We start from the raw sequence: 24,581 nt of genomic DNA, 5'->3' as shown, positions 1-24,581 counted from the left end.
GGTGCAGCAGCTCTGCTGTGTCCTGTGTAGGGGAGTCGCCAAGTTGGTCAAGGCATCGGATTTTGATTCCGACATGCGAGGGTTCGAGTCCTTCCTCCCCTGCCAGATTTTTGTTTTTCGCTGAACCGGCTTGCGCTTCAGCGAGCCACTGACACCAGAGGCTCCCAGTGCTGCTCAACACGGTTCTCTTCACCGGCAACGCGAATCCGGTCCTCTCCCAGGAAATCGCCACCCATCTCGGACTCGAGCTGGGCAAGGCCGTGGTCGGCCGCTTCTCCGACGGTGAAGTCACCGTCGAGATCCAGCAGAACGTCCGCGCTCGTGACGTCTTCGTCGTGCAGCCCACCTGCGCGCCGACGAACGAGAACCTGATGGAACTGCTGATCATGGTGGACGCGCTCAAGCGCGCCAGCGCTCGCCGCATCACCGCCGTGATCCCCTACTACGGCTACGCCCGCCAGGACCGCCGCCCGCGCAGCACGCGCGTGCCGATCTCGGCCAAGGTGGTTGCCAACCTGCTGGAAACCGTCGGCGTCGAGCGCGTGCTGACGATGGACCTGCACGCCGACCAGATCCAGGGCTTCTTCGACATCCCGGTCGACAACATCTACGCGTCGCCGGTGCTGCTGTCGGACCTGAAGAGCCGCAATTACGCGGATCTGGTGGTCGTCAGCCCCGACGTGGGCGGCGTGGTGCGCGCACGCGCCCTGGCCAAGCAGCTCGGCTGCGACCTGGCCATCATCGACAAGCGCCGCCCGGCTGCCAACGTGTCTGAAGTGATGCACGTCATCGGCGAGATCGACGGCCGCAACTGCGTGATCATGGACGACATGATCGACACCGCAGGCACCCTCGTGAAAGCGGCCGAGGTGCTGAAGGCACGCGGCGCCAAGAGCGTGTTCGCCTATTGCACCCACCCCATCCTGTCGGGCCCGGCCATCGAGCGCATCGCCGGCTCGCAACTGGATGAAGTCGTCATCACCAACACCATTCCGCTGACCGACGCGGCCAAGGCCTGCAAGAAGATCCGCCAGCTGTCGGTGGCCTTCCTGTTTGCCGAGACCATCCGCCGCATCTCTGATGGCGAGTCGGTCACCTCCCTCTTCTCGGACCAGAACAACAACTTCTGATCCTTGAAACCGCCGCGGCCTCGGAAGGGGCCGCATTTTCAACGGCGCCTGGTCGCGGGGGCCGTTTCTCTTTTTGGAGAAAACCATGAAGTTCGTCGCTTTTGAGCGCAAATTGCAGGGGACCGGAGCGAGCCGCCGCCTGCGAGTCGCCGGCAAAGTGCCCGGTATCGTTTTTGGCGCTGGTGAGCCCGTCATGATCGAACTCGATCACAACGCGCTGTTCCACGCCCTCAAGAAGGAAGCCTTCCACAGCTCGCTGCTGGACATGGAACTGGCTGGCGCCACCACGCAAGTGCTGCTGCGCGATTTCCAGATGCACCCGTACAAGCCGCAAGTCCTGCACTGCGACTTCCAACGCGTGGACGCCACGACCAAGATCACGAAGAAGGTGCCCCTGCACTTCATCGGTGAAGACACGTCGCCGGCCGTCAAGACCGATCACTGCACGGTCAACCACGTCGTCACCGAGCTGCTGATCACCTGCCTGGCCAAGCAACTGCCCGAGTTCATCGAGGTGGATCTGTCGGGCCTGACCCAGGGTCACTCGCTGCACGTCAACGACATCAAGCTGCCGGAAGGCATCAAGGTCGTGACGCACGGCAAGCCGAACCCCGTCATCGCGACGCCGATCGCACCGGCCGCTGAAGAAGTCATCGTCGTCGCTGCCGCTCCGGTGGACGACGGCAAGAAGAAGAAGAAGAAGTAATTTCTTCCCGGCTTCAAGCCAAAGACGCAGGGCTCCGCAAGGAGCCCTTTTTCATTGCTGCGTCGTCGCCGGCGGCAGCCGACCGCCCAGGTTCTTCAACAGCAGATTGGCCGCCACGAGCTGGCGGTTGCGCGAGCTGAGCAGGCTGCCCTCGGCCGAAAGCGCCGTCGTCTGCGCCGCGCTGACGTTCAGAAAGCTCACCGTGCCGGCGCGGTATTGGGCCAGCACGATCTCGAGATTGCGCTCCGCCGCTTCGAGGGCGTCGCGCTGCAGCGCCAGCGCGGCGCCGGATTCGGCGAAATCGACGAGGTTGTCCTCGACCTCCTGGAACACCGTCAGCACGGCCTGGCGGTAGTTGGCCGTCGCGGCATCGGCCGATGCGCGGGCCTGCGCGCTCGCGAGGCGGCGCTGGCCGCCGTCGAAGATGGGTGCGGCCACTGCCGCGCCCAGCGACCAAACCAGATTCGGCGCCGAGATCAGGTTGGACCAGGACGAGCCGCGATAGCCCGCGCTGGCAGACAGGTCGACCGATGGAAAGAAGGCCGCGTCAGCAATGCCGATCTGCGCATAGGCCGCCGTCTGGCGGGCGCGCGCGGCGGCGATGTCAGGGCGCTGGGCCAGCAGCGTCGACGGCACCAGGTCGGGCACGGGCGGCAGCTCGGGCAGGCGAGCGCTGGGAAGCAGCTGGAACTGCCCCGGCAGCTTGCCGAGTTGGGTGGCGATGGAATGCTCCAGTTGGGCGCGCTGGGAGCGCATCTCGCTGAGCTGCGACTGCACGCTGCGCAGCTGCGTGCGCGCCTGCAATACGTCGGTCTGCGCGACCACGCCGCTGGCGTAGCGCACCTGCGTCAGCTCCAGCGCACGCTGGTTGGCGGCCGCCGTGCGCTCCAGCAGCGCCTGCTGGGCCTCGGCGGTGCGCAGCGCGAAATAGCTCTGCGTCAGCGTCGCCTGGGCCGACAGGCGCAGCGCGGCCAGGTCGGCCTGGCTGGCCTGGTAGTTCGCGCCGGCCGCCTTGACGCCTTCGGCCAGCCGCCCCCACAGGTCGATCTCCCACGCGGCGTTGGCCGTCAGCGAGTTGTTGGTGGACACGGTGCGCTGGCCGTTGCTGTTCTCCGCCGTGGCGGAGCGCGTCGTGCCGCCACCGATGGACAGCGTCGGGAAGATGGCCGAGCCGCTGGCCTTCAGCACCGCGCGGGCAGACGCGACCTGGGCCAGCGCCGCAGCGAGGTTTTGGTTGCCGACGACGAGATCGGCCTGCAGACTGTCCAGCACCGGGTCCTTGAACATCGTCCACCAGGCCTCGGGCACAGCCACGTCGGGCGCGACGCGCTGCCATTCGGCGGAGCCGGTGAAGCTCGCGGGCGGCGGGCCTTCAGTGGGCGGGCGCTGCGAGGTCACGGCGCAGCCGGCGAGCAGCAGGGCCAGGGTCAGAGGTGTGAAAGCAGTCTTCAGCATGGCTTCAGGTCGCGGTCTGGATGACGGCTGCACCGGACGGCGCGGGCGCGCGCTTCTTGCGGCTGAGCCGGTCCATGCAGCAGAACACGACGGGCGTGGTGTAGAGGGTGAGCAGTTGGCTCAGCAGCAGGCCGCCGACGATGGAGATGCCCAGCGGCACGCGCAGTTCCGCGCCTTCGCCTTGGCCCACGGCCAGCGGCACGGCGCCGAAGACGGCGGCCACGGTCGTCATCAGGATGGGCCGCAACCGCAGCAGGGCTGCGCGGTAGATGGCGGCGCCAGCGGTCATGCGACGGCCGCGCTCGGCAGCCGCGCGCTGCGCCGAGATGGCGAAGTCCAGCATCATGATGGCGTTCTTCTTGACGATGCCGATCAGCAGGATGACGCCGATCAGCGCAATGATGGTGAAGTCGGTCTTGAAGGCCATCAGCGCCAGCAGCGCGCCGACACCGGCCGAGGGCAGCGTCGACAGGATGGTGATCGGGTGGATGAGGCTCTCGTAGAGGATGCCCAGCACCAGGTAGATGGTCACGATGGCCGCAAGAATCAGCAGTGGCTGCGACTTCAGCGACGCCTGGAAAGCCTGGGCTGTGCCCTGGAAGCTGCCACGCACCGACACCGGCGCACCGCTGCCCGCCACGGCGTCGTTGACGGCGTCGACCGCGTCCGACAGCGACACGCCGGGCGCGAGGTTGAAGCTGATGGTGCTGGCCGGCGTGCCGCTCTGGTGACTGACGGACAGCGGCGTGGCCGTCGTCTCCACGCGCGCCACCGCCGACAGCGGCACCTGCAGCCCGGCGCTGCTGGTCAGCATCAACCGGTCCAGCGTCTGCGGGCTCTGCAGCCAGGTGGGAGCCAGTTCCATGACGACGCGGTACTGGTTAAGCGGGTTGTAGATGACACCCACCTGGCGCTGGCCGAAGGCGTCGTTGAGCGTGCTGTCCACCGCGCTCATCGTCAGGCCCAGGCGGGCCAGTGCATCGCGGTCCACGACGAGCGAGGTCTGCACGCCCTTGTCCTGCTGGTCGGTGTTGACGTCGGTGACCTCGGGCACCTCGGTCAGCGCGCGGCGGATGCGCGGCTCCCAGGTGCGCAGGTCATTCAGGTCGTCGGCCTGCAGCGTGTACTGCCAGGACGCGTTGGACTGCCGGCCACCGATGCGGATGTCCTGCACGGGCGCGAGGAACATGTTGGCGCCGGGCACCTTGGCGAGCTTGCCGCGCAGCCGGTTGATGACGTCGTCGACGCTCTCCTTGCGCTCGCTGCGGGGCTTCAGGCTGATGAACATGTTGGCGCTGTTGCGCTGGCCGCCGCCGGTGAAACCGGTCACGTTGGACACGGCCGGGTCGGCGCGCACGATGTCGTGGAAGGTGCGCAGCTTGAGCTGCATGGACTGGAAGGAGCTGGCCTGGTCGGCCTGCACGCCGCCGATCATCAAACCCGTGTCCTGCTGCGGGAAGAAGCCCTTGGGGATGGTCATGTACAGGTGCACGTTCAGCGCGACGACACCGGCCAGGGCCAGCAGCGCGAGCGGCTGGTGGCGCAGCGTCCAGCGCAGCGAACGGCGATAGCCGCGCAGCAGCGCACGCTGCAGACGCAACAGCACACGGCCGAAACGCCCGGGCTTGCGCGCGGCCTCGTGCGGCTTGAGCAGCGTGGCGGCCATCATCGGCGTCGTCGTCAGCGACACCACCATGGACACCAGGATGGCCACCGACAGCACGACGGCGAACTCGCGGAACAGTCGCCCGACGATGCCACCCATGGCCAGGATGGGGATGAAGACGGCGATCAAACTCAGCGAGATGGACACGACGGTGAAGCCGATCTCCTTGGCTCCCTTCAGCGCCGCCTCGCGGGGCGGTACACCGCGCTCGATGTGGCGCGAGATGTTCTCCAGCACGACGATGGCGTCATCGACGACGAAGCCCGTGGCCACCGTCATCGCCATCAGCGACAGGTTGTCGATGCTGTAGCCCAGCAGGTACATGACGCCGAAGGTGCCGGCCAGCGACACCGGCACGGCCACGGCCGGCAGCAGCGCCGCACGGAAGCGCCGCAGGAAGATGAAGACAACGGCGATGACCAGGCCGAAGGCGATGAACAGCGTGCGCTGCACCTCCACGATGCTGCCGCGGATGGTGGCCGTGCGGTCCATGACGACGTCGACATTGATGGCAGGCGAGATGGACGCGCGCAACTGCGGCAGCAACGCGCGCACGGTGTCCACGGTCTGGATGATGTTGGCCGACGGCGCTTTGTTCAGGATCAACAGCACGGCCGAGCGGCCATTGGCCAGGCCGTCGTTTCGCAAATCCTGAACGCTGTCCTGGATGTCGGCCACATCGCCCAGGCGCACCGCGGCACCGTTGCGGTAGCTCAGCACCAGCGGCATGTAGTCGCTGGCGAGCCGGGCCTGGTCGTTGGCACCGATCTGCCACGCGCGGTCCCCGCTTTCAAGCACGCCCTTGGGCCGGTTCGCGTTGGTCGCGACAACGGCTGCCCTGACCTGCTCCAGGCCGAGCCCTTGAGCCGACAGCTTGTTCGGGTCCAGCTCGATGCGCACCGCCGGCAACGCGCCGCCGCCCACCGACACCTGGCCCACACCGTCCACCTGCGACAACCGCTGCGCGAGCACCGTGGACGCCGCGTCGTACATCTGGCCGCGCGTCAGCGTGTCCGACGTCAGCGACACGATCATGATGGGCGCGTCGGCCGGGTTGACCTTGCGGTAGGTCGGGTTGCTCGGCATGCCGGTGGGCAACAGCGCGCGCGACGCGTTGATACCGGCCTGCACCTCGCGCGCGGCGCTGTCGATGCTGCGGCTCATGTCGAACTGCAGCGTGATGCGCGCGCTGCCCAGCGACGACGACGACGTGATCTCGGTGACGCCGGCGATGCTGCCCAGCGTGCGCTCCAGCGGCGTGGCGACGGTGGCCGCCATCGTGTCGGGGCTGGCACCGGGCAGCGACGCACTGACCGAGATGGTCGGGAACTCGACCTGCGGCAGCGGCGCGATGGGCAGCAGCAGGTAGGCGATGGCGCCGGCCAGCGCAACGCCGATGGTGATCAGCGCCGTGCCGACCGGCCGTTCGATGAAGACGCGCGACAGGTTCACGCCGCGGCCCTCGCCGAGGTGCCGTTCTTGTCACGGCCGCGCTTGAGCCGGGCGGCCAACGCACTGAAGCCCAGATAGATGACCGGCGTCGTGAACAGCGTCAGCAGCTGGCTGACGATCAGGCCACCCACCATGACGACGCCCAACGGGTGGCGCAGCTCACTGCCCACGCCCGTGCCCAGCATCAGCGGCAGCGCGCCCAGCAGGGCCGCCATCGTCGTCATCAGGATGGGCCGGAAGCGCAGCAGGCAGGCCTGGTGGATGGCCTCGCGGGCGCTCAGTCCCATGTCGCGCTCGGCTTCGAGTGCGAAGTCGATCATCATGATCGCGTTCTTCTTGACGATGCCGATCAGCAGCACGATGCCGATGATCGCGATGATGTCCAGGTCCAGCCTGAAGGCCAGCAGCGCCAGCAACGCGCCCAGGCCCGCGGACGGCAGCGTGGACAGGATGGTCAGCGGGTGGATGGTGCTCTCGTAGAGCACGCCCAGCACGATGTACATCGTCACGATGGCCGCGAGGATGAGCAACAGCGTGCTGCTCAAGGATGCCTGGAAGGCCAGCGCTGCACCCTCGAAGCGTGTCTCGACACTGAGCGGCAGCTGCAGCGCGTCGACCTCGGCCTTGATGGCCTTGACCGCCTCACCCAACGACGCACCGGGCGCCAGGTTGAAGGAGACGGTGGACGACGGGAACTGCGCCACGTGGTTGACGGCCAGCGGCGCCAGCTTCTCGCTGAAGCGCGCCACCGAGCTCAGCGGCACCTGCGTGCCACCCGCGCCCGGCACGTACAGGCGCCGCAGGCCGTCCAGGCCCTGGCGGAACTCGGGCGCCACTTCAAGCACGACGCGGTACTGGTTGCTCTGCGTGAAGATGGTCGAGATCAGCCGCTGGCCGAAGGCGCTGTACAGCGCACTGTCGATCGCAGCCACGCTGACGCCCAGCCGCCCGGCCGCATCGCGGTCGATGTCGACATAGGCCTGCAAGCCCTGCTCCTGCTGGTCGCTGGCGACGTCTGCAATGGACTTGATGCCCCGCAGCCGCTCCAGCACGGCGGTCGTCGAGCGGCTCAGCTCGGCGGAGTCCGGCGAACTCAGCGTGAACTGGTACTGCGTCTTGGCGATGCGGTCCTCGATGGTCAGGTCCTGCACGGGCTGCAGATACAGCGCAATGCCCGGTTCGCTCGCCGCCGCATCGGCAATGCGCCGCGACACCTCGGCGGCGCTGGCGCCGCGCTCCTCCTTGGGCTTGAGCGTGATCTGCAGCCGGCCCTGGTTCAGCGTCGTGTTGCCGCCATCCACGCCGATGAAGGACGAGACACTATCCACCGCGGGATCTTTCAGCACCCGCTCTGCCAGGCGCTGCTGGTGCTCGGCCATGGCGCCGAAGGAGGTGGACTGCGCCGCCTCGGTGATGCCCTGGATCTGGCCCGTGTCCTGCACCGGGAAGAAGCCCTTGGGCACCAGCAGGTAGAGCACACCCGTCAGCACCAGCGTGGCGACGAAGACGACGAGCGTCGCGGCCGAGCGGTCCAGCACCCAGTTCAGCATGCGGCCGTAGCCGGCAATGATGTCGTCGAAGGCCTTGCCCACGGCGCGCCACAGCCGGCCATGGTCTTCGTCATGCTCGTGCTTCAGCAGCCGCGCACACATCATGGGCGTCAGCGTCAGCGAGACAAACGCCGAGATCAGGATGGACACGGCCAACGTGATTGCGAATTCATGGAACAGCCGGCCGACGACGTCGCCCATGAAGAGCAGCGGGATCAGCACCGCGATCAGCGACACCGTCAGCGAGATGATCGTGAAGCCGATCTGCTTGGAGCCCGTCAGCGAGGCGTCGAAGGCGCTGACCGACTCACCGCCCTCTTCCATGTGCCGGGCGATGTTCTCGATCATGACGATGGCGTCGTCGACGACGAAACCGGTCGAGATCACCAACGCCATCAACGTCAGGTTGTTGATCGAGAAGCCCGCCATGTACATGACGCCAAAGGTGCCGACCAGCGACACCGGCACCGCGACGGCCGGGATGATGGTGGCCGGCACGCTGCGCAGGAAGACGAAGATGACCCCGATGACGAGGACGATGGCGAACAGCAGCTCATGCTGCACGTCGGTCACCGACGCGCGGATGGTGGTCGTGCGGTCGCTCAGCAGCTGCACGTCCAGCGAGGCCGGCAGGCTGGCCTGCAGCTGCGGCAGCACGGCGCGCACGCGGTCCACGGTGTCGATGACGTTGGCACCGGGCTGGCGCTGCACGTTCAGGATGACGGCCGAGACCGAGGACTTGCTCGCCTGGCCGGCCCAGGCCGCCAGCCGCAGGTTCTCGGCGTCGTCGACGAGCTGGGCCACGTCCTTGAGCCGAACCGGGTTGCCGTTCTTGTAGGCGATGACGAGGTTGGCGTATTCGCTCGCGTTGCGCAGCTGATCGTTGGCGTCCAGCGTGGACGCACGCAGCGGGCCATCGAAGCTGCCCTTGGACTGGTTGACGTTGGCAGCGGAAATCGCCGTGCGCACGTCGTCGATGGACAGGCCCAGCGACGCCAGCGAGCCCGGGTTGGCCTGGATGCGCACGGCAGGCCGCCGCCCGCCCGCGATGCCCACGAGGCCCACGCCCGGCACCTGCGAGATCTTCTGCGCGAGCCGGCTCTCCACCAGGTCGTGCACGCGCGTGATGGGCAGCGTGGTGGACGACACCGCGATGGTCAGCACCGGCGCGTCGGCCGGGTTGACCTTGCTGTAGACCGGCGGCATCGGCAGGTCGCTGGGCAGCAGGTTGCTGCCGGCATTGATGGCCGCCTGCACTTCCTGCTCGGCCACGTCCAGCGCCAGGCTGAGCTCGAAGCGCAGCGTGATGACGGAGGCCCCGCCCGAGCTGGTGGACGACATCTGCGCCAGGCCCGGCATCTGGCCGAACTGGCGCTCCAGCGGCGCGGTGACGGAGGACGTCATCACGTCCGGGCTGGCGCCGGGGTAGAGCGTCGTGACCTGGATGGTCGGGTAGTCCACCTCGGGCAGGGCCGACACCGGCAGCAGCCGGTAGGCCAGCGCGCCGGCCAGCACGATGGCCAGCATCAGCAGCGAAGTGGCGACCGGCCGCTGGATGAAGAGGCGTGACGGATTCATATCACTGCGCCGGAGCCGAGGCGCGGTGCTGTTGGATCCACGCGCGGCGGTCCTCGTCGCTCATGGCCTTGAGCTTGTCGACCATCTCGGGCGGCACGCGGTCCATCCAGCGCGGGCGCTCGCCAGCGGCGGCACTGCCGGCGCTGCTCGCGGCACTGGCGCTCGCGTCAGCACCGCGACGGCCACGCCCGCCTGGCGATGACGCGCCACCGGCCGGTGCCTTGATGACTTCCGCCTTGCCACCGTCGCGCAGTCGGTCGGCGCCGTCGGTGACGACCTGGTCGCCAGGCTTCAACTCGCCCTGCACCGCCGTCAGGTCGCCATCCGCCGCCAGCAGCGCGATCTTGCGCAGCGCCACCTGGCCATCGGCGATGACATAGACGAAGGTGCCCGGTGCACCGCGCTGAACGGCGGCCGTGGGCACGACGAGCACGTCCTTCAGCCGATCCAGCTGCAGGCGCACGTTGACGAACTGGTTGGGGAAGAGGCCGCCGTCCTTGTTGGCGAACAGCGCCTTGACCTTGATGGTGCCGGTGCTCGCGTCGATGGCGTTGTCGGTGCTGGCCACGCGGCCCTCGGCCAGCATCAGCTTGCGCTCGCGGTCCCAGGCCTGCACGGCCAGCGGCTGCTTGTCGGCCAGCTGCTGGCGGATGCGTGCCAGGCGCGCGTCGGGCACGGCGAAGACGACAGCGGCCGGCTGCGTCTGGGCAATGCTGAGCAGGCCGTTGGCGTCGCTGGGCGTCACGTTGTTGCCGAGATCGGCCTGCTTCAGGCCCGCCTGGCCGGCGATGGGCGCCGTCACGCGGGTGTACGAGAGCTGCAGCTTGGCGTTGTCCACAGTGGCCTGGTCGGACAGCAGCGTGGCTTCGAGCTGGCGCACCAAGGCCTGCTGGGTGTCGAGCTGCTGGCGCGGCGCGGCGTCCTTGGCCACGAGATCCTTGTAGCGGGCCAGGTCGGCGCGGGCGTTCTCCAGCTGGGCCTGGTCGCGGGCCAGGGCCGCCAGCGCCTGGTCGCGTGCAATCTCGTAGGGCTTGGGGTCGATCAGCGCCAGCACCTGGCCGGCCTTCACCGGCTGGCCTTCATGGAAGTAGATGGCCCGCAGCTCGCCGCTCACCTTCGCCCGCACAACGGCTGTGTTGGCCGACGCGATGGCGCCGATGGCGTCGACGGCGACATTCATGTCGCGCCGCTGCACGGTCCCTACCGAGACCGGCTGCGGCCCGCTGCGGCCAAAGCGCCCGCCGGCAGCACCGCGCCCCGCACCCGAGGCGGCTGAAGCGGCACTGGCCGGGCCATCACCACTGGCGCCCGCGTCGCGGCCCTTCCACCACCACGCCCCCAGGCCGATGCCGGCAACGGCCACAGCGGTCAAGACCCACACCTTGGCAGCGCCCGCCGAACGGCTGCGCTGGGAATCCTTGTTCTTCATTCGAGTTCACTCCGTGCGGCCCATGTTGCCGGGCGAATGTAGCTACAGCGTTGCTGACTGCCAAAGCTACGATCATGTCCATGATCAAACTGATGGTCGGCCTGGGTAACCCGGGGGCCGAATACGAAGACACCCGCCACAACGCCGGCTTTTGGTGGATTGATGGCCTGGCCCGAGGCCTCAAGGTCAGCCTCGCACCGGACAAGGCCTATCACGGCCTGGTGGCCAGGGCAAACAACGCGCCCGGTGCCAGCGGGCCGATCTGGCTGCTGCAGCCGATGACTTATATGAACCTATCCGGCAAGTCGGTCGCGGCGCTGGCGCGCTTCTTCAAGATTGCGCCGGAAGAGATCCTGGCCATCCATGATGAGCTGGACCTGCCGCCCGGCGAGATGAAGTTCAAGAAGGGCGGCGGCAACGGCGGCCACAACGGGCTGAAGGACATGCAGGCCCAGCTCGGCAGCGGCGACTTCTGGCGGCTGCGCCTGGGCATCGGCCACCCGGGCCACAAGGACGAGGTAGCCGGCTACGTGCTGCGCAAGCCGCCACTGGCCGAGCGGCAGGCCGTGGAGAACTGCATCGAGAAGAGCTACGGTGCGGTCGAGCTGATGCTGCGCGGCGAAATGGACAAGGCACTCGCAAAAATTCACGCCAAACCGCCGCGGCCCAAGCCGCCCAAGCCAGCGCCAAGCGAGCAAACTCCGTCCTCATGATGAAGCTGCTGCTGGCCCTGTTCTGCGCCCTCCTCGTCCTGCCCACCCTGGCGCAGACGGTGCAGCGACAGACCCAGGTCTACCGCTGCGGCCCTGACGGACGCGACCTGCGTGACTCACCCAGCCCCGGTGGCGGCGGGGGCGCCAGCGGCGTCAGCTACGACCAACCCAGCACAGCCGACGGCCGCGCCGCCCGGGACAGGCACCTGGCAGACGCCAAGCAGGCCGCCGCACTGGCCCAGGCACGCCGCGCCAGCGATGCCGAGGCCCGCCATCAGCGCGCGTCGGCCGTCGGCCTGCAGGCGCCGCCGCCGGCACCGGCCCAGACCGCCAGCAGCCCGGCCGTGGTGCAGCTGAAGCCCCCGAAGACGGCCAAGCCTCACAAGCCCTCGGCCGCCGCAAGCGCCGGTCGATAGAATGCTCGCTGTTGGTGCTCGCGCCCGTCTTCATGGCGGATGCAGTTCAACGGGAATCAGGAGGACGAGCAGCATCGTTGCGGATCTAACCTGAGCTGTCCCCGCAACGGTAAGTGGACGAGGCCCCGCGCCTCACTGTTCGACCATCAAGCCACTGGTGCCCAGCACCGGGAAGGCGTTGAACAGATGTCCATCAGCCCGGATACCGGCCAACGACGGGGCCGCCTCGCGCCAAGCGAGCGGCCGTTTTTCAGCCTTGCTGCGGGGGTCAGCACGGCTGAGTGATCGTTCGCGTCTCTCTTCCATGCCTCATTCCCTCCTCGCGGCCCGTCGGTCGCTGCTCGCCCTGGCTGCTCTGGCCTGTGCCGCGTCCACCCACGCCCAGAACAAGCTCGACACCGTCGTCACCACGGCCGCACGCACGCCGCAGCGCCTGTCGGAAGTGCTGGCCGACCTGACCGTCATCACCCGCGCCGACATCGAGCGCCAGGCCGCCGCCAGCGTGGCCGACCTGCTGCGCAACAACGGCTGCGCGGAGATGGTCCGCAACGGCGGCGCTGCGTCCACGACCAGCCTCTACCTGCGTGGTGCCGACACGCGCCACACCCTCGTCCTCGTCGACGGCGTGCGCATGGACTCGCAGTCCACCGGCGGCGCCAGCTGGCAGGGCATTCCCGTTGCGCAGATTGAGCGCGTGGAAGTGCTGAAGGGCCCGGCCAGCGCCATCTACGGCTCCGACGCCGTCGGCGGTGTCGTGCAGATCTTCACCCGCAAGGGCGGCGGCAAGATCAGCGCCGACGTTGGCGTGGCGCTGGGCACCCAGGGCACGATGAAGGCCGACGGCGGCCTGTTCGGCAGCGCCGGCATCATCGATTTCGCCCTCACGCTGGCCGGCGAGGAGAGCGACGGCTTCAACGCCACCACCGACGTGCCCGGCTCCTTCAGCTACATCCCCGACCGCGACGGCTGGCGCAAATACCAGGCCACCGCGCGCCTGGGCGCCCAGCTGGCCGAAGGCCATCGCGCCGAACTCATCGTCATCAAGAACTACGGCAACGCCCAGTACGACTCGTCGAAGTCCCGCCCCCTGGTGGACGACCACACCAAGCAGGACACCGACGCTACCCGCCTGGCCTGGACGGCGCAGTGGACGCCCACGCTGCAGACGCAGCTGAGCTACGGCCAGTCCCTCGACCGCTACGAAACCACGCCGTCGCCCTACCTGACCATCACCAAGGTCAAGAACCTCGCGCTGACCGGCTCCTACGCCATCGCCAAGGGCCAGCAGCTCAACTTCCAGGGCGAGCGCATCGAGGACGACCTGGAGAACAGCGGCCTCGTCACTGCGGGCGTCGGCAAACGCCATCGCAACGCCGTGGGTGCCGGCTATCTGTTGAACGCCGGGGCTTTCAGCCTGCAGGCGCATGCGCGCCACGACAACGACAGCCAGTTCGGCAGCGTCGACACCGGCACGCTGCTGGCCGGCTACGAAGTGCTGCCCGGCCTGCGCATCGTCGGCTCCGTCGGCAACGCCTTCCGTGCGCCCACGCTCTACCAGCAGGGCACCGTCTACGGCCCCGACCTCAGCAAGCCCGGTGTCAAGCCGCTGGAAGCCGAGCGCGGCCGCAACGTCGAGTTCGGCCTGAAGTACGGCACGGGCGACAGCGAGTTCACGGCCACCGCCTACCGCAACCGCGTCAGCAACCTCATCATCTTCGGCGCGGCCGGCACGTGCCAGAGCGCCTTTGGCTGCTACCAGAACGTCTCCGCGGCCAGGCTGCAAGGCCTGACGCTGGCGGGCGCCACCAAGCTGTCCGTCGTGAACCTGCGCGCCACGCTGGACGTGCAGAAGCCGACGGACGCCAGCACCGGCCTGCTGCTGGCCCGCCGCGCCAAGCGCCTGGGCACCATCAACGCCGACACCGAGCTGGGCAACTGGCTGCTGGGCGCCGGCGTGCAGGCGTCGGGCACCCGCTGGGACAACGCAGCCAACACGCGCAAGCTGGGCGGCTACGGCCTCGTCAACTTCAACGCGCAGTACAAGATCAGCCGCGACCTCAAGCTGCAGCTGAACCTGGACAACGCTTTCGACCGCGAGACGACGACGGCCTACGGCTATGCGTCCGCACCGCGCACGGCGCTGATCAGCCTGCGCTGGAGCCCGACGCTCTAAGCAGGAGAGCTATGAGCGCACACGAACTCATCGTCGGCGGCCAGCGCAGCGGCAAGTCCCGCCGCGCCGAAAGCCTGGCGCTGCGCTGGCAGGGCCGCGTCGCCGTCGTCGCGACGGCACTGGCAGCCGACGACGAGATGCGTGCGCGCATCGCCCACCACCGCGCCTCACGGCCAGCGGGCTTCGACACGATCGAAGCCCCGCTGGCCTTGAGCGCGGCGCTTCAACAGGTCGACGACGCGGGCACCCTCGTCGTCGTCGACTGCCTGACGCTGTGGCTCGTGAACTGGCTGATGCCGATGAACGGTGCCCCCGACGCGGCCGGCTGGCAGGCCGAACGCGCTGCGCTGCTGGCCTTGCTGCCACAGCTGAAGTCCCGCGTCGTTTTCGTCTCCAACGAGGTCGGCTGGGGCGTGTCTCCGCTGGGCCGCGAGGTGCGCGATTACGTGGACGAACTCGGCCGCCTGAACCAGGACATCGCGCGCCTGTGCGGCCGGCTGACACTGATGGTGGCGGGCCAGGCCTGGACGCGCCCCGTCGAGGATTCCAACGATGCTTAGATCTTTCTTCGCCCTGCTGCTCGCCGTTGCCCTGCCTGCGGCAGCCGTCGAGATCAAGGACGACCTCGGCCACACCACCGTGCTGGCCACGCCGCCGCAGCGCGTCGTCAGCCTGCTGCCCTCGCTGACCGAGACCGTCTGCGAGCTGGGCGCCTGCGCCAAGCTCGTGGGCGTGGACCGCTATTCCAACTTCCCCGCGAGCGTGAACGCCCTGCCCAAGCTCGGCGGCATGGACGACACGAACGTCGAGATGATCGCGTCGCTCAAGCCCGATGTCGTGCTGGTGGCCGTGTCCTCGCGCGTGGCCGAGCGGCTGCGTACTCTGGGCATGAAGGTCATCGCGCTGGAGCCCCGTTCCTACAAGGATGTCCAGCGCGTGCTCGGCATCATTGGCCAGGTGTTGGCCGTGCCCGACGCGCAGCGCGTCTGGCGCCACATCGAGGCCGGCGTGGCCGCAGCCGCCAGCAGCGTGCCGGCGTCGGCGCGCGGCGTGCGCGTCTACTACGAGGTCGCCAGCGGCTTGTATGCCGCCGGCACCGTCTCCTTCATGGGCGAGACGCTGGCCAAGCTCGGCGCCGGCAACATCATCCCGCCCGACCTCGGGCCCTTCCCCAAGATCAACGCGGAGTTCGTCGTCAAGGCCAACCCGGCGCTGATCATGATCGGCCAGCGCGGCTCCGAGGGCCTGGCGCAGCGCCCGGGCTGGGACCGCATCGACGCCATCAAGCGCGGCCGCATCTGCGTGTTCAAGCCCGAGGATGGCGACATCCTGTCGCGCCCCGGCCCGCGCATGGCCGAGGCGGCGCAGATCATGGCCAAGTGCCTGCGGGAAAAGGCCGCGTCGTGAGCGTCGCGCCAGGCCGTCCCAAGCAAGCTCGCTCCCGCCTGGCGGGACAGCGCGAAGCGCGAAGGGTGCACCAGTGAACGTCCGCCCCGGCCTGCTGCTCACACTGCTGCTGCTCGTTGGCGCGGCCGGTGTGCTGGCCGGCGTGCTCATCGGCAGCACCGGCTGGGCCGATCTGCAAGACGACAGCATGAGCGTCATCCTGTGGGAGATCCGCCTGCCGCGGTCGCTGGGTGCCTGGTGGGCTGGCGCGCTGCTGGGCATGGCCGGCGCGATGGCGCAGGGCTTGTTCCGCAACCCGCTGGCCGACCCCTATCTGCTTGGCAGCGCCTCGGGCGCTGGCTTGGCCGTCGCCGTTGCGCTGGCGTTGACGGGCGTGTCGCCGCAGACCTCGTCGCTGCTCGCCCGCGTGGGGCTGACGGGCATCGCCTTCGTCGGCACGCTGGTGGGCGTGGGCCTCACGCTCATCCTCGCGCGCGGCGTGGAGCAGACGCTGCGGCTGCTGCTGGCCGGCGTCGTCGTCGGCGTCGTGCTGAATGCACTCACCGGCCTGGCCACGCTGTGGGCGCCGGACATCCTGCGCGCCATGCAGGCCTTCCTGCTCGGCAACACCGGCCTGCTGGGCTGGAACAGCGTCAGCGTGATGGCGGCCTGCGGCATTGCTGCGGCTCTGATCGGCCTGGCCGCCAGCCCGGCGCTGGATGCGCTGACGCTGGGCGAAGCCACCGCCGTGTCGCTGGGCGTGCGCATGGGCCTGGCGCGGCTGCTGCTGATCTTCGCGTTTGCGCTGGCCACCGGCGCGGCCGTCGCGCAGACAGGCATCGTCGCCTTCGTCGGGCTAGTGGCGCCCCACCTGGTGCGCGCGCTGTGCCCGATGTTGCATGGCCGCCTGATCCTGCTGTCGGCCGCCGCGGGCGGCGCGTTGCTGCTCGCCGCCGACGTGCTCGCACGCGCGCTGATCCGCCCGCAGGAGCTGCCGGTCGGCCTCGTCACCGCGCTGCTGGGCGGTGTCTATCTGCTGGTACTCATGCACCGCCGCGGAGCCCCCAAGCGATGACCGCGCTGCACGCCCGCATCGAGCGCGTCCGCATCGACGGCCGCGACCTCATCAGCGACATCGACCTCGCGCTGCCGCAAGGCCGCTGGACGGCCATCGTCGGCCCCAACGGCGCCGGCAAGTCAACGCTGCTGCGCGCCGTCGCCGGCCTGCAGCGCTGCGATGGCGCCGTGCAACTCGGCGACAAGGCTCTCGACGATTGGCCCAGCCGTGAGCGCGCCCGCCAGCTCGCCTGGATGGGCCAGCAGGAAACCGGCGCCGACGACCTCACCGCGCTGGATGTGGTGCTGCTCGGCCGCCTGCCGCACCGCCCCTGGCTGGCGCCGCCCACGCCGGCCGACCACGCAGCCGTTCGCTCCGCGATGGAGGCCACGCAGAGCTGGCCCTGGCGCGAGCGCCGCCTGGGGTCGCTCTCCGGCGGCGAGCGCCAACGTGTGCTGCTGGCGCGGGCGCTGGCCGTGCAGGCACCGCTGACGCTGATGGACGAGCCCCTCGCCCACCTCGACCCGCCCCACCAGGCCGAATGGATGGCCATCGTTCGCGCCCGCGTGCGCGCCGGCCACAGCGTCGTCAGCGTGCTGCACGAGCTGCACCTGGCGCTGCAGGCCGACTACCTCGTGCTGATGGCCGACGGCCGCATCGTGCACACCGGATCTCCGGCCGACACGGCCACGCACGACGCGCTGCGGCGCGTCTTCGGCCCCAGCCTGCACATCGCGCAGATCGAGGGGCGCTGGGTGGCCCTGCCCCTATGACCACGTCCTGCCCTGCCCTCTTCATCAGCGCACCGTCCTCGGGCTCGGGCAAGACCAGCATCACCGCGGCCATCGCCCGCAGCCACGCCCGCAGCGGCAAGCGCGTGCGCGTCTTCAAGACCGGGCCGGACTTCCTCGACCCCGGCATCCTGGCTCTTGCCAGTGGTGCGCCGGTCTACCAGCTCGACCTCTTCATGGGCGGCTTCGCGCATTGCCAGGCCCTGCTGGCCAAGGCCGCCCGCGAGGCCGATCTCATCCTCGTCGAAGGTGTCATGGGCCTGTTCGACGGCGACCCCAGCAGCGCCGACCTGGCCGCCGCCTTCGGCCTGCCACTGGCCTGCGTCATCGACGCGTCGGCCATGGCACAGACCTTTGCCGCCCTGGCCACCGGCCTGGCCAACTTCCGGCCCGGCCTGCGCCACTGCGGCGTCATCGCCAACCGCATCGGCAGCCCGGCCCACGGCCGCATGCTGGGCGAAGGGCTGCCCGGCGAGCTGCCGCTGATCGCCGCGCTGCCCCGCAACGAAAAACTCAGCCTGCCCGAGCGCCACCTGGGCCTCGTCCAGGCCCAGGAGCAGCCCGGCCTGGACGCCCAACTGGACGCCTGGGCCGATACCTGGGAGGCAGCGCTGCGGCCCGGCCTGGCCTTCAAGCCCGTCACGTTCCGGCAAGAGGCCGAGCCGGCGCCCGCACCGCTGCTGGCCGGCCGGCGCGTCGCCATCGCGCGCGACGCGGCCTTCGGCTTCATCTACGCGGCCAACGTCGACACGCTGCGTGCCCTCGGCGCCGAGCTGCTGTTCTTCTCGCCGCTGGCCGGCGACCCGCTGCCTGCGTGCGATGCCGCCTGGCTGCCCGGCGGCTACCCAGAGCTGCACGCCGAGACGCTGGGCGCGAACGCTGCGCTGTTTGCCGGGCTGCGCGCCCATGTCGCCGAGGGCCGGCCCCTGCTCGCCGAATGCGGCGGCATGCTGGCCCTGCTGGACGAGCTGACTGAAGCCAACGGCCGCACCCACCGCATGGCCGGCCTGCTGCCGGGCCGCGCCCGCGTGCAGCCCCGCCTGGCCGCGCTGGGCCTGCAGTCGCTGGACTGGCCAGAAGGCCCGCTGCGCGGCCACAGCTATCACTACTCCACGCTGGAAACCTCGCTCGCACCCATTGCCACCGCTACCAACCCCAACGGCGGCAAAACGGCCGAGGCGCTCTATCAGCGGGGCTCGCTGCGCGCGAGCTATGTGCACCACTACTTCCCATCCAACCCGGAGGCCGTCGCGGCTTTCTTCAAGGGCTGACCCATGGAAATTGAACAACCCCCGGTCAACCGCGAACGCGTCATCCCCAGCGGCGAACGCCGCGGCCTGGTGCTCGTGCACACAGGCGACGGCAAGGGCAAGAGCACGGCGGCCTTCGGCCTGGCGCTGCGGGCCCATGGCCGTGGCAAGCAGGTTCGCATCTACCAGTTCATGAAGGTGCCGAGCGCGCGCTTCGGCGAGCACCGCGTGTTCGAGCAACTGGGCGTGCCGATCGAAGGCCTGGGCGACGGCTTCTCCTGGAAGAGCAAGGACCTGGAGCACTCCGCCGAACTGGCCCGCGAGGGCTGGGCGCGTGCCGAATCGGTCATCCGCGCCGGCGACCATTTCCTCGTCGTGCTGGACGAGATCATGTATCCGCTGCGCTACGGGTGGCTGGCGCTGGACAGCGTGCTGGCCTGCCTGCGCGAGCGGCCCACCCACGTGCACGTCGTTCTGACCGGGCGCGGCGCACCGGCCGAGTTGATCGAACTGGCCGATACCGTCACCGAGATGACGATGATCAAGCATCACTACAAGGCGGGTGTGCCTGCCCAGCGGGGGATCGAGGATTGAGCGCACTCGTCATCTGCACCACCTGCGCCGACGGCCAGGGCCAGGCGCTGCTGGAAGCCGTCGAGAACGAGGCGCTGGCGCGCGACTGGACGCTGGCGATCCACGGCCAGGCCTGCATGGCCGCGTGCAAGCAGAGCTGCACGGCGGCCCTGCAAGGCGTGGGCAAGCACAGCTATCTGTTCGGCCAGCTTGCGGCCGATGCGACCAGCGTCGAGGCGCTGCTGGCCGTGGCCGCCCAGCACGCGGAGCCGGGTGACGGCCTGCTGGCCTGGGACCGCCGCCCCGATCGACTCAAGGGCGGCCTGGTGGCCCGGCTGCCGCCGCTGCGTTGATGCAGGCGCCCTCGCTCATGAACCTGCTCCTGCCGCTGGCGATGGGAGTGGCGCTGCTGGTGGACCGCCTCGGCGAGCCGCCGGCCTGGGCACACCCGGTCGTCGGCATGGGGCGCTACCTGGGCCTCTTCAAGCTCACGCGGCTGCCGCCCGCCCTGGGCTTCGTGGCCGGCGCGCTGGCCTGGCTGGTGGGTGCCGCCCTGGTGGGCTTCATCGCGCTGTGGCTGGAAGGCTGGGTGCTGATCGCGCTGCAGCCCTGGCACTCGCCGCTGCGCCTTGCAGGCGCGGCGCTGCTGATCGGCCTGCTGTTGAAGCCGCTGCTGGCCTGGCGCATGCTGGCCGACGAGGCTCTTGCCGTGGAAACCGCATTGAATGAATCGCTGGACGCCGGACGGGCGCGGTTGTCGCGCCTCGTCAGCCGCGACACCTCGGCGCTGACCGAAACCGAGGTGCGCGAGGCCGCCATCGAGACGCTGGCCGAGAACCTGAACGACTCCGTCATCGCACCGCTGTTCTGGTTCGCCATCGCCGGCCTGCCAGGTGCGGCGATCTACCGTTTTGCGAACACGGCGGACGCGATGTGGGGCTACCGCGACGAGCGCGAGTGGTGCGGCAAATGGGCGGCGCGGGCGGACGACGTGCTGTCGTGGCTGCCAGCGCGGCTGACCGTGCTGGTGCTGATGCCGCTCTCGCTGGCCCGGCTGGCGCGGGTCGCCCTGGAAGCGCGGCGCACGCCCTCGCCCAACAGTGGCTGGCCGATGGCCGCGATGGCGTTGCGGCTGGACCGGCGCTTAAGCAAGCCTGGCGTCTACACCTTGCATGCCGAAGGCCAGCTCGTGCGGGCCGGCGATCTGCACGCCGCCTGCGTGGCAGCGCAACGGGCCGTCATTGCCGGCACCGCGCTGATCGCGTTGTTGGCCCTGGCGTTGCGGACATGAGCCAGCCGCTGCTGCCCGAGCATGGCGGCCCGGACGACGGGCCGGCGGTCGAACATGACTTCTCCACCAACGCCAGCCCGCTCGGCCCGCCACCGGCGCTGCTGGGCGCCGTGCAGCAGGCCAACCGTTTCAGCTACCCCGACCCGAGTTACCGGGCCCTGCGCCGCCTTCTTGCCGGGACGGGCGATGAAGACCTCGTGCTGCCCACGGCCGGCGGCGCCGAAGGCATTCGCCGGCTGACGCTGGCCGCCATGCTGGCGGGCCGCCGTGAGGTCTGGGTGCCGCAGCCGGGCTTTGGCGACTACGCCGTCGCGGCGCAGGCGCTGGGCCTCGCGGTGAAGCCCTATGCCAGCCCGGCCGACATTCGCCCCACCGCGCCGGCCCTGGTCTGGATCTGCGAGCCCTGCAACCCGACCGGCGCCAGCGTGCTGTCATGGCCGGCACTGGACGCCCTCGTCGTGGTCGACCGCGCCTACGAGCCGCTGCGCCTTCACGGCGAAGCCCCCTCGCTGCCGCCGGACGCCTGGCAGCTGATCTGCCCGAACAAGGCCCTGGGCCTGACCGGCGTGCGCGCGGGCTATCTCGTCGCGCCCGCGGCCGACGAGGTCTGGGCCCACGCGCTGTCGCTGGCGCCGAGCTGGGTGCTGTCGGCCGAGGGCGTCGCGATGCTGATGCATTGGCTCAGCGACGACACGCAAGCCTGGCTCGCCAACAGCCGCGCCCAGCTGCGCGAATGGACGACGGCCCAGCGCGCACTGCTGGCGGATCTCGACTGGTTGCAGCAACCGAGCTGCACCCACTTCTGGCTGGCCCGCCCGCCGCGGGCCGACATCGGGCTGCGGCTGCGCGAGCGCGGCCTCCGTGTGCGCGACGCCACCTCGTTCGGCCTCCCGGGCTGGGTGCGCGTTTCGGCCCAACCGCCGGCCGCCCGGCAGGCGTTGCAGCAAGCCTTGCTTGAAATCGAAGGAGAAGACGCATGAGCCGCACGACCAGGGGCAAGGCCGTCATGGTGCTGGGCACGACCAGCGGCGCGGGCAAGAGCTGGCTGGCCACCGCGCTGTGCCGCTGGTACGCCCGCCAGGGGCTCAAGGTCGCGCCGTTCAAGGCGCAGAACATGAGCAACAACGCCCGCGTCGTGCCGGGGCTGAACGGCTTGATGGGCGAGATCGGCTCGGCCCAGTATTTCCAGGCCCTGGCCGCGCGCCGCGTGCCCGAGGTGCGCATGAACCCCGTGCTGCTCAAGCCCGAGGCCGACACGCGCAGCCAGGTCGTCGTGCTCGGCGAAGTAGACGCCGCGCTGTCCAGCATGCCCTGGCGGGAGCGCAGCGCACTGCTCAAGCCCCGCGCACGGGCGGCCCTGCACGAGCTGATGAGCGAGAACGACGTCGTCGTCATCGAAGGCGCGGGCTCGCCGGCCGAGATCAATCTCGCGCCCAGCGACTACGTGAACCTCGGCACCGCACGCGACGCGAACGCCGCCTGCCTGCTCGTCACCGACATCGACCGCGGCGGCGCCTTCGCGCATCTCTTCGGCACGCACCAGCTGATGCCCGAGGACGTGCGCGGCCTGGTGCGCGGCTTCGTGCTGAACCGCTTCCGCGGCGACGCCGGGTTGCTGGCACCGGGGCCGGAGCAACTGCAACGCCTGACCGGCGTGCCCACCATCGCCACGCTGCCGATGTGGCGCGGCCACGGCCTGCCGGAAGAAGACGGCGTGTTCGATGACCGGTCCACCGGCACGGGGCTGCACATCGCCGTCGTCGCCTACCCGCGCATTTCCAACCTCGACGAGTTCCAGCCGCTGCGCCAGTTGCCCGGCGTGCGCCTGTCCTGGGCGCGCGAGCCCAAGGATCTCGCGGGCGTGGACTGGATCATCCTGCCGGGCTCCAAGTCCACCGCGGCCGACCTGGCCTGGCTGCGTGCGCAGAAGTTGGACGCCGCCATCAACACCCACCGCGGCCGTGTGCTCGGCATCTGCGGCGGCCTGCAGATGCTGGGCGAGGCGCTGATCGACCCGCATGGCCTGGACGGCAATGCCCCAGGCCTCGGGCTGCTGCCGCTGGTGACGGTCTTCGAGCCCGAGAAGCTGCTGCGCAGCGCGGAGTTCCGCTTCGCCGACTCGCTGGACGGCAGCTGGCAGGCCTTGGCCGGCGTGCAGACCAGCGGCTACGAGATCCGCCACGGCCGCACCCAACCGCATGCCGGCCTGCCGCCGCCGCAGGTGGCGCTGCGCAACGCCGCCGGCGAGGCCGTGGGCTGGCAGGCCGGCCAGGTGCTGGGCGTCTACGCCCATGGCCTGTTCGAGCAGCCGGCCGTGCTCAAGGCGCTGTTCGGCCAGGCAGGCCGCCCGCTGGATGCCGTCTTCGACGGCTTGGCGGACTTCATTGACCTGCACTTCCAACCGGGCAAGATTGCGGGTCTGATCGACTGAAGGAAACCCATGCACCGTCTGCTGCTTGCTGCCGCCCTGGCCCTGCCCCTGGTTGCCCACGCCTGGGGCTCCGACGGCCACCAGACGGTCGCGACCATCGCCGCCGGTCTCATCAAGGGCAGCCCGGCCGAGGCGCGCGTCGCGGCGCTGCTGGGCGACATCCCGATGCCGCTGGCCTCGATCTGGGCCGACTGCGTCAAGGGCATCTCGCCAAGCCACGACTACAAATACCCGGCGCCCGGCAAGTACCCCGAATGCGGCCCGCTGGAAACGCCCGCGCGCATTGCCGAGATGGCGGACTACGTGAAGCGCAACGACAAGCAGTGCCAGATCGGCATGGACGAGGACAGCTGCCACCGCCAGACGCACTACGCCGACATCACGCTGCAGCGCAGCCGCTATCTGCTCGGCTTCGTTGGCACGCGCGGCGATGACGTCGCCGGCGCGATCCGCACCGCCATCCTGGTGCTGCAGGGCAAGCCCGCGGCCGGCCCACCGCACTTCAAGAGCAAGCGCGAGGCCCTGCTCGTCCTCGTGCACCTGGTGGGCGACCTGCACCAGCCTTTGCACGTCGGCTCGATCTACCTCGACGCGCAGGGCCAGCGCCTGGACCCCGACAAGACCGGGCTGGACGAGAGCAGCTTCACCGTGGGCGGCAACAGCCTCTGGGTGGTGGGCGCGCCCAAGCCGCCTGCAGGGGTGCCTGCATCCACCAGCACAGCAGCGGTGGATGGGCCCGTGACAGCCGGCTTCGGCCCGTTGAAGCTGCACACGCTGTGGGACGGCGTGCCGGACAAGTTCAAGCCCAAGCGGGTCGACGCCGCCTGGCTGGCCGAGGCGCGCAAGATCCGCCCCAACCAGGGCGATCCCGCCGACTGGCCGGCCCGCTGGGCCTCGCAGTCACTCGAACAGGCGAATCTGGCCTTCGCGGGCCTGAAGTTCTCGGCCAAGCAGGGTTCGCACTGGACGGTCGTGCTGCCCAGCGGCTACAGCGCCAAGGCGGACGCCATCAAGCGCCAGCAGCTGACCCTCGCAGGGGCCAAGCTGGCTCAGGTGCTGAAGACGGTTTTCGCGGCACCGTGATGTTCGGCGGCCCGCGTCAGGCCGCGATGGCCTCGGGCAGCTTCGCGATGACCTTGATCTCGAACTGGAAGCCGTAGAGCCACGTGACGCCGATGCCGGTCAGCGTCGGGTAGGGTGCATCGCCCCAATGCTCCATGACCACGGGCCAGACCGCCTCGAAATGCGTCGTTGGGTCGACGATGAACACTGTCACGTCCACCACGTCCTGGAACGTGCAGCCTGCGGCCGCAAGGATGGCATTCAGGTTCTCGAACGCAAGCCGGACCTGGTCCTGCAGAGCCTGCTCGGGTGAGCCGTCGGGCCGGCTGCCGACCTGGCCCGACACGAACAGGAAGCCGTTGGAACGGATGGCAGGCGAGTAGCGGTTGCGCTCGTACAGCGCCTGGCGGCCGGCCGGGAAGACGACATCACGTGGGGAAGACATGGAGAGGTCACTTTCTGTGGAAGAGGG

General features: G+C 69.5%; 21 protein-coding genes, 1 tRNA gene and 1 riboswitch. Of the genes, 17 read left to right on the top strand and 5 right to left on the bottom strand.

Translation table 11 applies throughout. From position 1 onward, the window contains the following. The first annotated feature begins 28 nt into the window (after positions 1-28). The 3 genes from AC07V5_RS29100 (at position 29) to AC07V5_RS29090 (ending at position 1,836) form a co-directional block, all read left to right on the top strand. Positions 29-105: transfer RNA gene (locus AC07V5_RS29100), tRNA-Gln, on the top strand. A gap of 62 nt (positions 106-167) precedes the next feature. Next, positions 168-1,130: a ribose-phosphate pyrophosphokinase gene (locus AC07V5_RS29095; protein WP_495119101.1), complete on the top strand. Its 963-nt coding sequence runs from the start codon at positions 168-170 to the stop codon at positions 1,128-1,130. Positions 1,131-1,215: 85 nt separating this feature from the next. Further along, positions 1,216-1,836: a 50S ribosomal protein L25/general stress protein Ctc gene (locus AC07V5_RS29090; RefSeq protein ID WP_495119100.1), complete on the top strand. Its 621-nt coding sequence runs from the start codon at positions 1,216-1,218 to the stop codon at positions 1,834-1,836. 51 nt (positions 1,837-1,887) lie between these two features. Here the strand turns inward: AC07V5_RS29090 and AC07V5_RS29085 are convergent, their stop codons facing one another. Genes AC07V5_RS29085 through AC07V5_RS29070 form a run of 4 tightly spaced genes read right to left on the bottom strand, consistent with a single transcriptional unit; the run spans position 1,888 to position 10,966 of the window. After that, the gene (locus AC07V5_RS29085) at positions 1,888-3,291 is read right to left on the bottom strand and encodes an efflux transporter outer membrane subunit (protein WP_495119099.1); all 1,404 of its coding nucleotides are present in this window, start codon (positions 3,289-3,291) and stop codon (positions 1,888-1,890) included. 4 nt (positions 3,292-3,295) lie between these two features. Further along, positions 3,296-6,409, bottom strand: a complete 3,114-nt coding sequence (locus AC07V5_RS29080) for a multidrug efflux RND transporter permease subunit (protein WP_495119098.1) — start codon at positions 6,407-6,409, stop codon at positions 3,296-3,298. Next, positions 6,406-9,537, bottom strand: coding sequence for an MdtB/MuxB family multidrug efflux RND transporter permease subunit (locus tag AC07V5_RS29075; RefSeq protein ID WP_495119097.1), 3,132 nt, complete (start codon positions 9,535-9,537; stop codon positions 6,406-6,408). Before AC07V5_RS29075 ends, AC07V5_RS29080 begins: the two co-directional genes overlap by 4 nt. Position 9,538: 1 nt before the next feature. Continuing rightward, positions 9,539-10,966 carry an efflux RND transporter periplasmic adaptor subunit gene (locus AC07V5_RS29070; RefSeq protein ID WP_495119096.1) on the bottom strand — a complete coding sequence of 476 codons (1,428 nt, stop codon included), beginning with the start codon at positions 10,964-10,966 and terminating at the stop codon, positions 9,539-9,541. A gap of 80 nt (positions 10,967-11,046) precedes the next feature. Between AC07V5_RS29070 and pth the strand changes: the two genes are divergently transcribed. The 14 genes from pth (at position 11,047) to AC07V5_RS29000 (ending at position 24,130) form a co-directional block, all read left to right on the top strand. Further along, on the top strand, positions 11,047-11,679 hold the full coding sequence (gene pth / locus AC07V5_RS29065; protein ID WP_495119355.1) for an aminoacyl-tRNA hydrolase: 633 nt from the start codon (positions 11,047-11,049) through the stop codon (positions 11,677-11,679). Then, positions 11,679-12,095, top strand: a complete 417-nt coding sequence (locus tag AC07V5_RS29060) for a hypothetical protein (protein WP_495119095.1) — start codon at positions 11,679-11,681, stop codon at positions 12,093-12,095. The genes pth and AC07V5_RS29060 overlap by 1 nt, the downstream gene beginning before the upstream one ends. Continuing rightward, a riboswitch (cobalamin riboswitch) is annotated at positions 12,091-12,323 on the top strand. (Overlaps the previous gene by 5 nt.) Positions 12,324-12,399: 76 nt before the next feature. Further along, positions 12,400-14,268 carry a TonB-dependent receptor domain-containing protein gene (locus tag AC07V5_RS29055; protein WP_495119094.1) on the top strand — a complete coding sequence of 623 codons (1,869 nt, stop codon included), beginning with the start codon at positions 12,400-12,402 and terminating at the stop codon, positions 14,266-14,268. A gap of 11 nt (positions 14,269-14,279) precedes the next feature. Next, positions 14,280-14,828 carry a bifunctional adenosylcobinamide kinase/adenosylcobinamide-phosphate guanylyltransferase gene (gene cobU / locus AC07V5_RS29050; RefSeq protein ID WP_495119093.1) on the top strand — a complete coding sequence of 183 codons (549 nt, stop codon included), beginning with the start codon at positions 14,280-14,282 and terminating at the stop codon, positions 14,826-14,828. Beyond that, on the top strand, positions 14,821-15,675 hold the full coding sequence (locus tag AC07V5_RS29045; RefSeq protein WP_495119092.1) for an ABC transporter substrate-binding protein: 855 nt from the start codon (positions 14,821-14,823) through the stop codon (positions 15,673-15,675). Before cobU ends, AC07V5_RS29045 begins: the two co-directional genes overlap by 8 nt. Positions 15,676-15,748: 73 nt before the next feature. Beyond that, the gene (locus tag AC07V5_RS29040) at positions 15,749-16,729 is read left to right on the top strand and encodes a FecCD family ABC transporter permease (RefSeq protein ID WP_495119091.1); all 981 of its coding nucleotides are present in this window, start codon (positions 15,749-15,751) and stop codon (positions 16,727-16,729) included. After that, complete coding sequence (locus AC07V5_RS29035) at positions 16,726-17,484, top strand: ABC transporter ATP-binding protein (RefSeq protein WP_495119090.1); 759 nt, start codon at positions 16,726-16,728, stop codon at positions 17,482-17,484. Before AC07V5_RS29040 ends, AC07V5_RS29035 begins: the two co-directional genes overlap by 4 nt. Further along, complete coding sequence (locus AC07V5_RS29030) at positions 17,481-18,773, top strand: cobyrinic acid a,c-diamide synthase CobB (protein ID WP_495119089.1); 1,293 nt, start codon at positions 17,481-17,483, stop codon at positions 18,771-18,773. The genes AC07V5_RS29035 and AC07V5_RS29030 overlap by 4 nt, the downstream gene beginning before the upstream one ends. A 3-nt stretch (positions 18,774-18,776) precedes the next feature. Next, on the top strand, positions 18,777-19,346 hold the full coding sequence (cobO, locus tag AC07V5_RS29025; protein WP_495119088.1) for a cob(I)yrinic acid a,c-diamide adenosyltransferase: 570 nt from the start codon (positions 18,777-18,779) through the stop codon (positions 19,344-19,346). Further along, positions 19,343-19,678: a DUF1636 family protein gene (locus AC07V5_RS29020; protein WP_495119087.1), complete on the top strand. Its 336-nt coding sequence runs from the start codon at positions 19,343-19,345 to the stop codon at positions 19,676-19,678. Before cobO ends, AC07V5_RS29020 begins: the two co-directional genes overlap by 4 nt. A 17-nt stretch (positions 19,679-19,695) precedes the next feature. After that, entirely contained in the window at positions 19,696-20,616 is a 921-nt protein-coding gene (cbiB, locus tag AC07V5_RS29015; RefSeq protein WP_495119086.1) for an adenosylcobinamide-phosphate synthase CbiB, read from the top strand. Then, positions 20,613-21,596 (top strand): pyridoxal phosphate-dependent aminotransferase, encoded by a 984-nt coding sequence (locus AC07V5_RS29010; RefSeq protein WP_495119085.1) that lies wholly within the window; start codon positions 20,613-20,615, stop codon positions 21,594-21,596. Before cbiB ends, AC07V5_RS29010 begins: the two co-directional genes overlap by 4 nt. Next, a complete protein-coding gene (locus tag AC07V5_RS29005; RefSeq protein ID WP_495119084.1) occupies positions 21,593-23,047 on the top strand; it encodes a cobyric acid synthase in 1,455 nt (484 codons plus the stop codon). The genes AC07V5_RS29010 and AC07V5_RS29005 overlap by 4 nt, the downstream gene beginning before the upstream one ends. A gap of 9 nt (positions 23,048-23,056) precedes the next feature. Further along, a complete protein-coding gene (locus tag AC07V5_RS29000) occupies positions 23,057-24,130 on the top strand; it encodes a S1/P1 nuclease (protein ID WP_495119083.1) in 1,074 nt (357 codons plus the stop codon). Positions 24,131-24,146: 16 nt separating this feature from the next. Here AC07V5_RS29000 and AC07V5_RS28995 read toward each other — a convergent pair whose 3' ends face one another. Further along, complete coding sequence (locus AC07V5_RS28995; protein WP_495119082.1) at positions 24,147-24,554, bottom strand: RidA family protein; 408 nt, start codon at positions 24,552-24,554, stop codon at positions 24,147-24,149. Between the last annotated feature and the right edge of the window lie 27 nt (positions 24,555-24,581).

The sequence above is a fragment of the Roseateles sp. GW821-FHT02E12 genome (assembly GCF_059421665.1).
The sequence above is the reverse complement of the archived record's forward strand: the minus strand, read 5'-3'. Positions and strand labels throughout refer to the sequence as shown.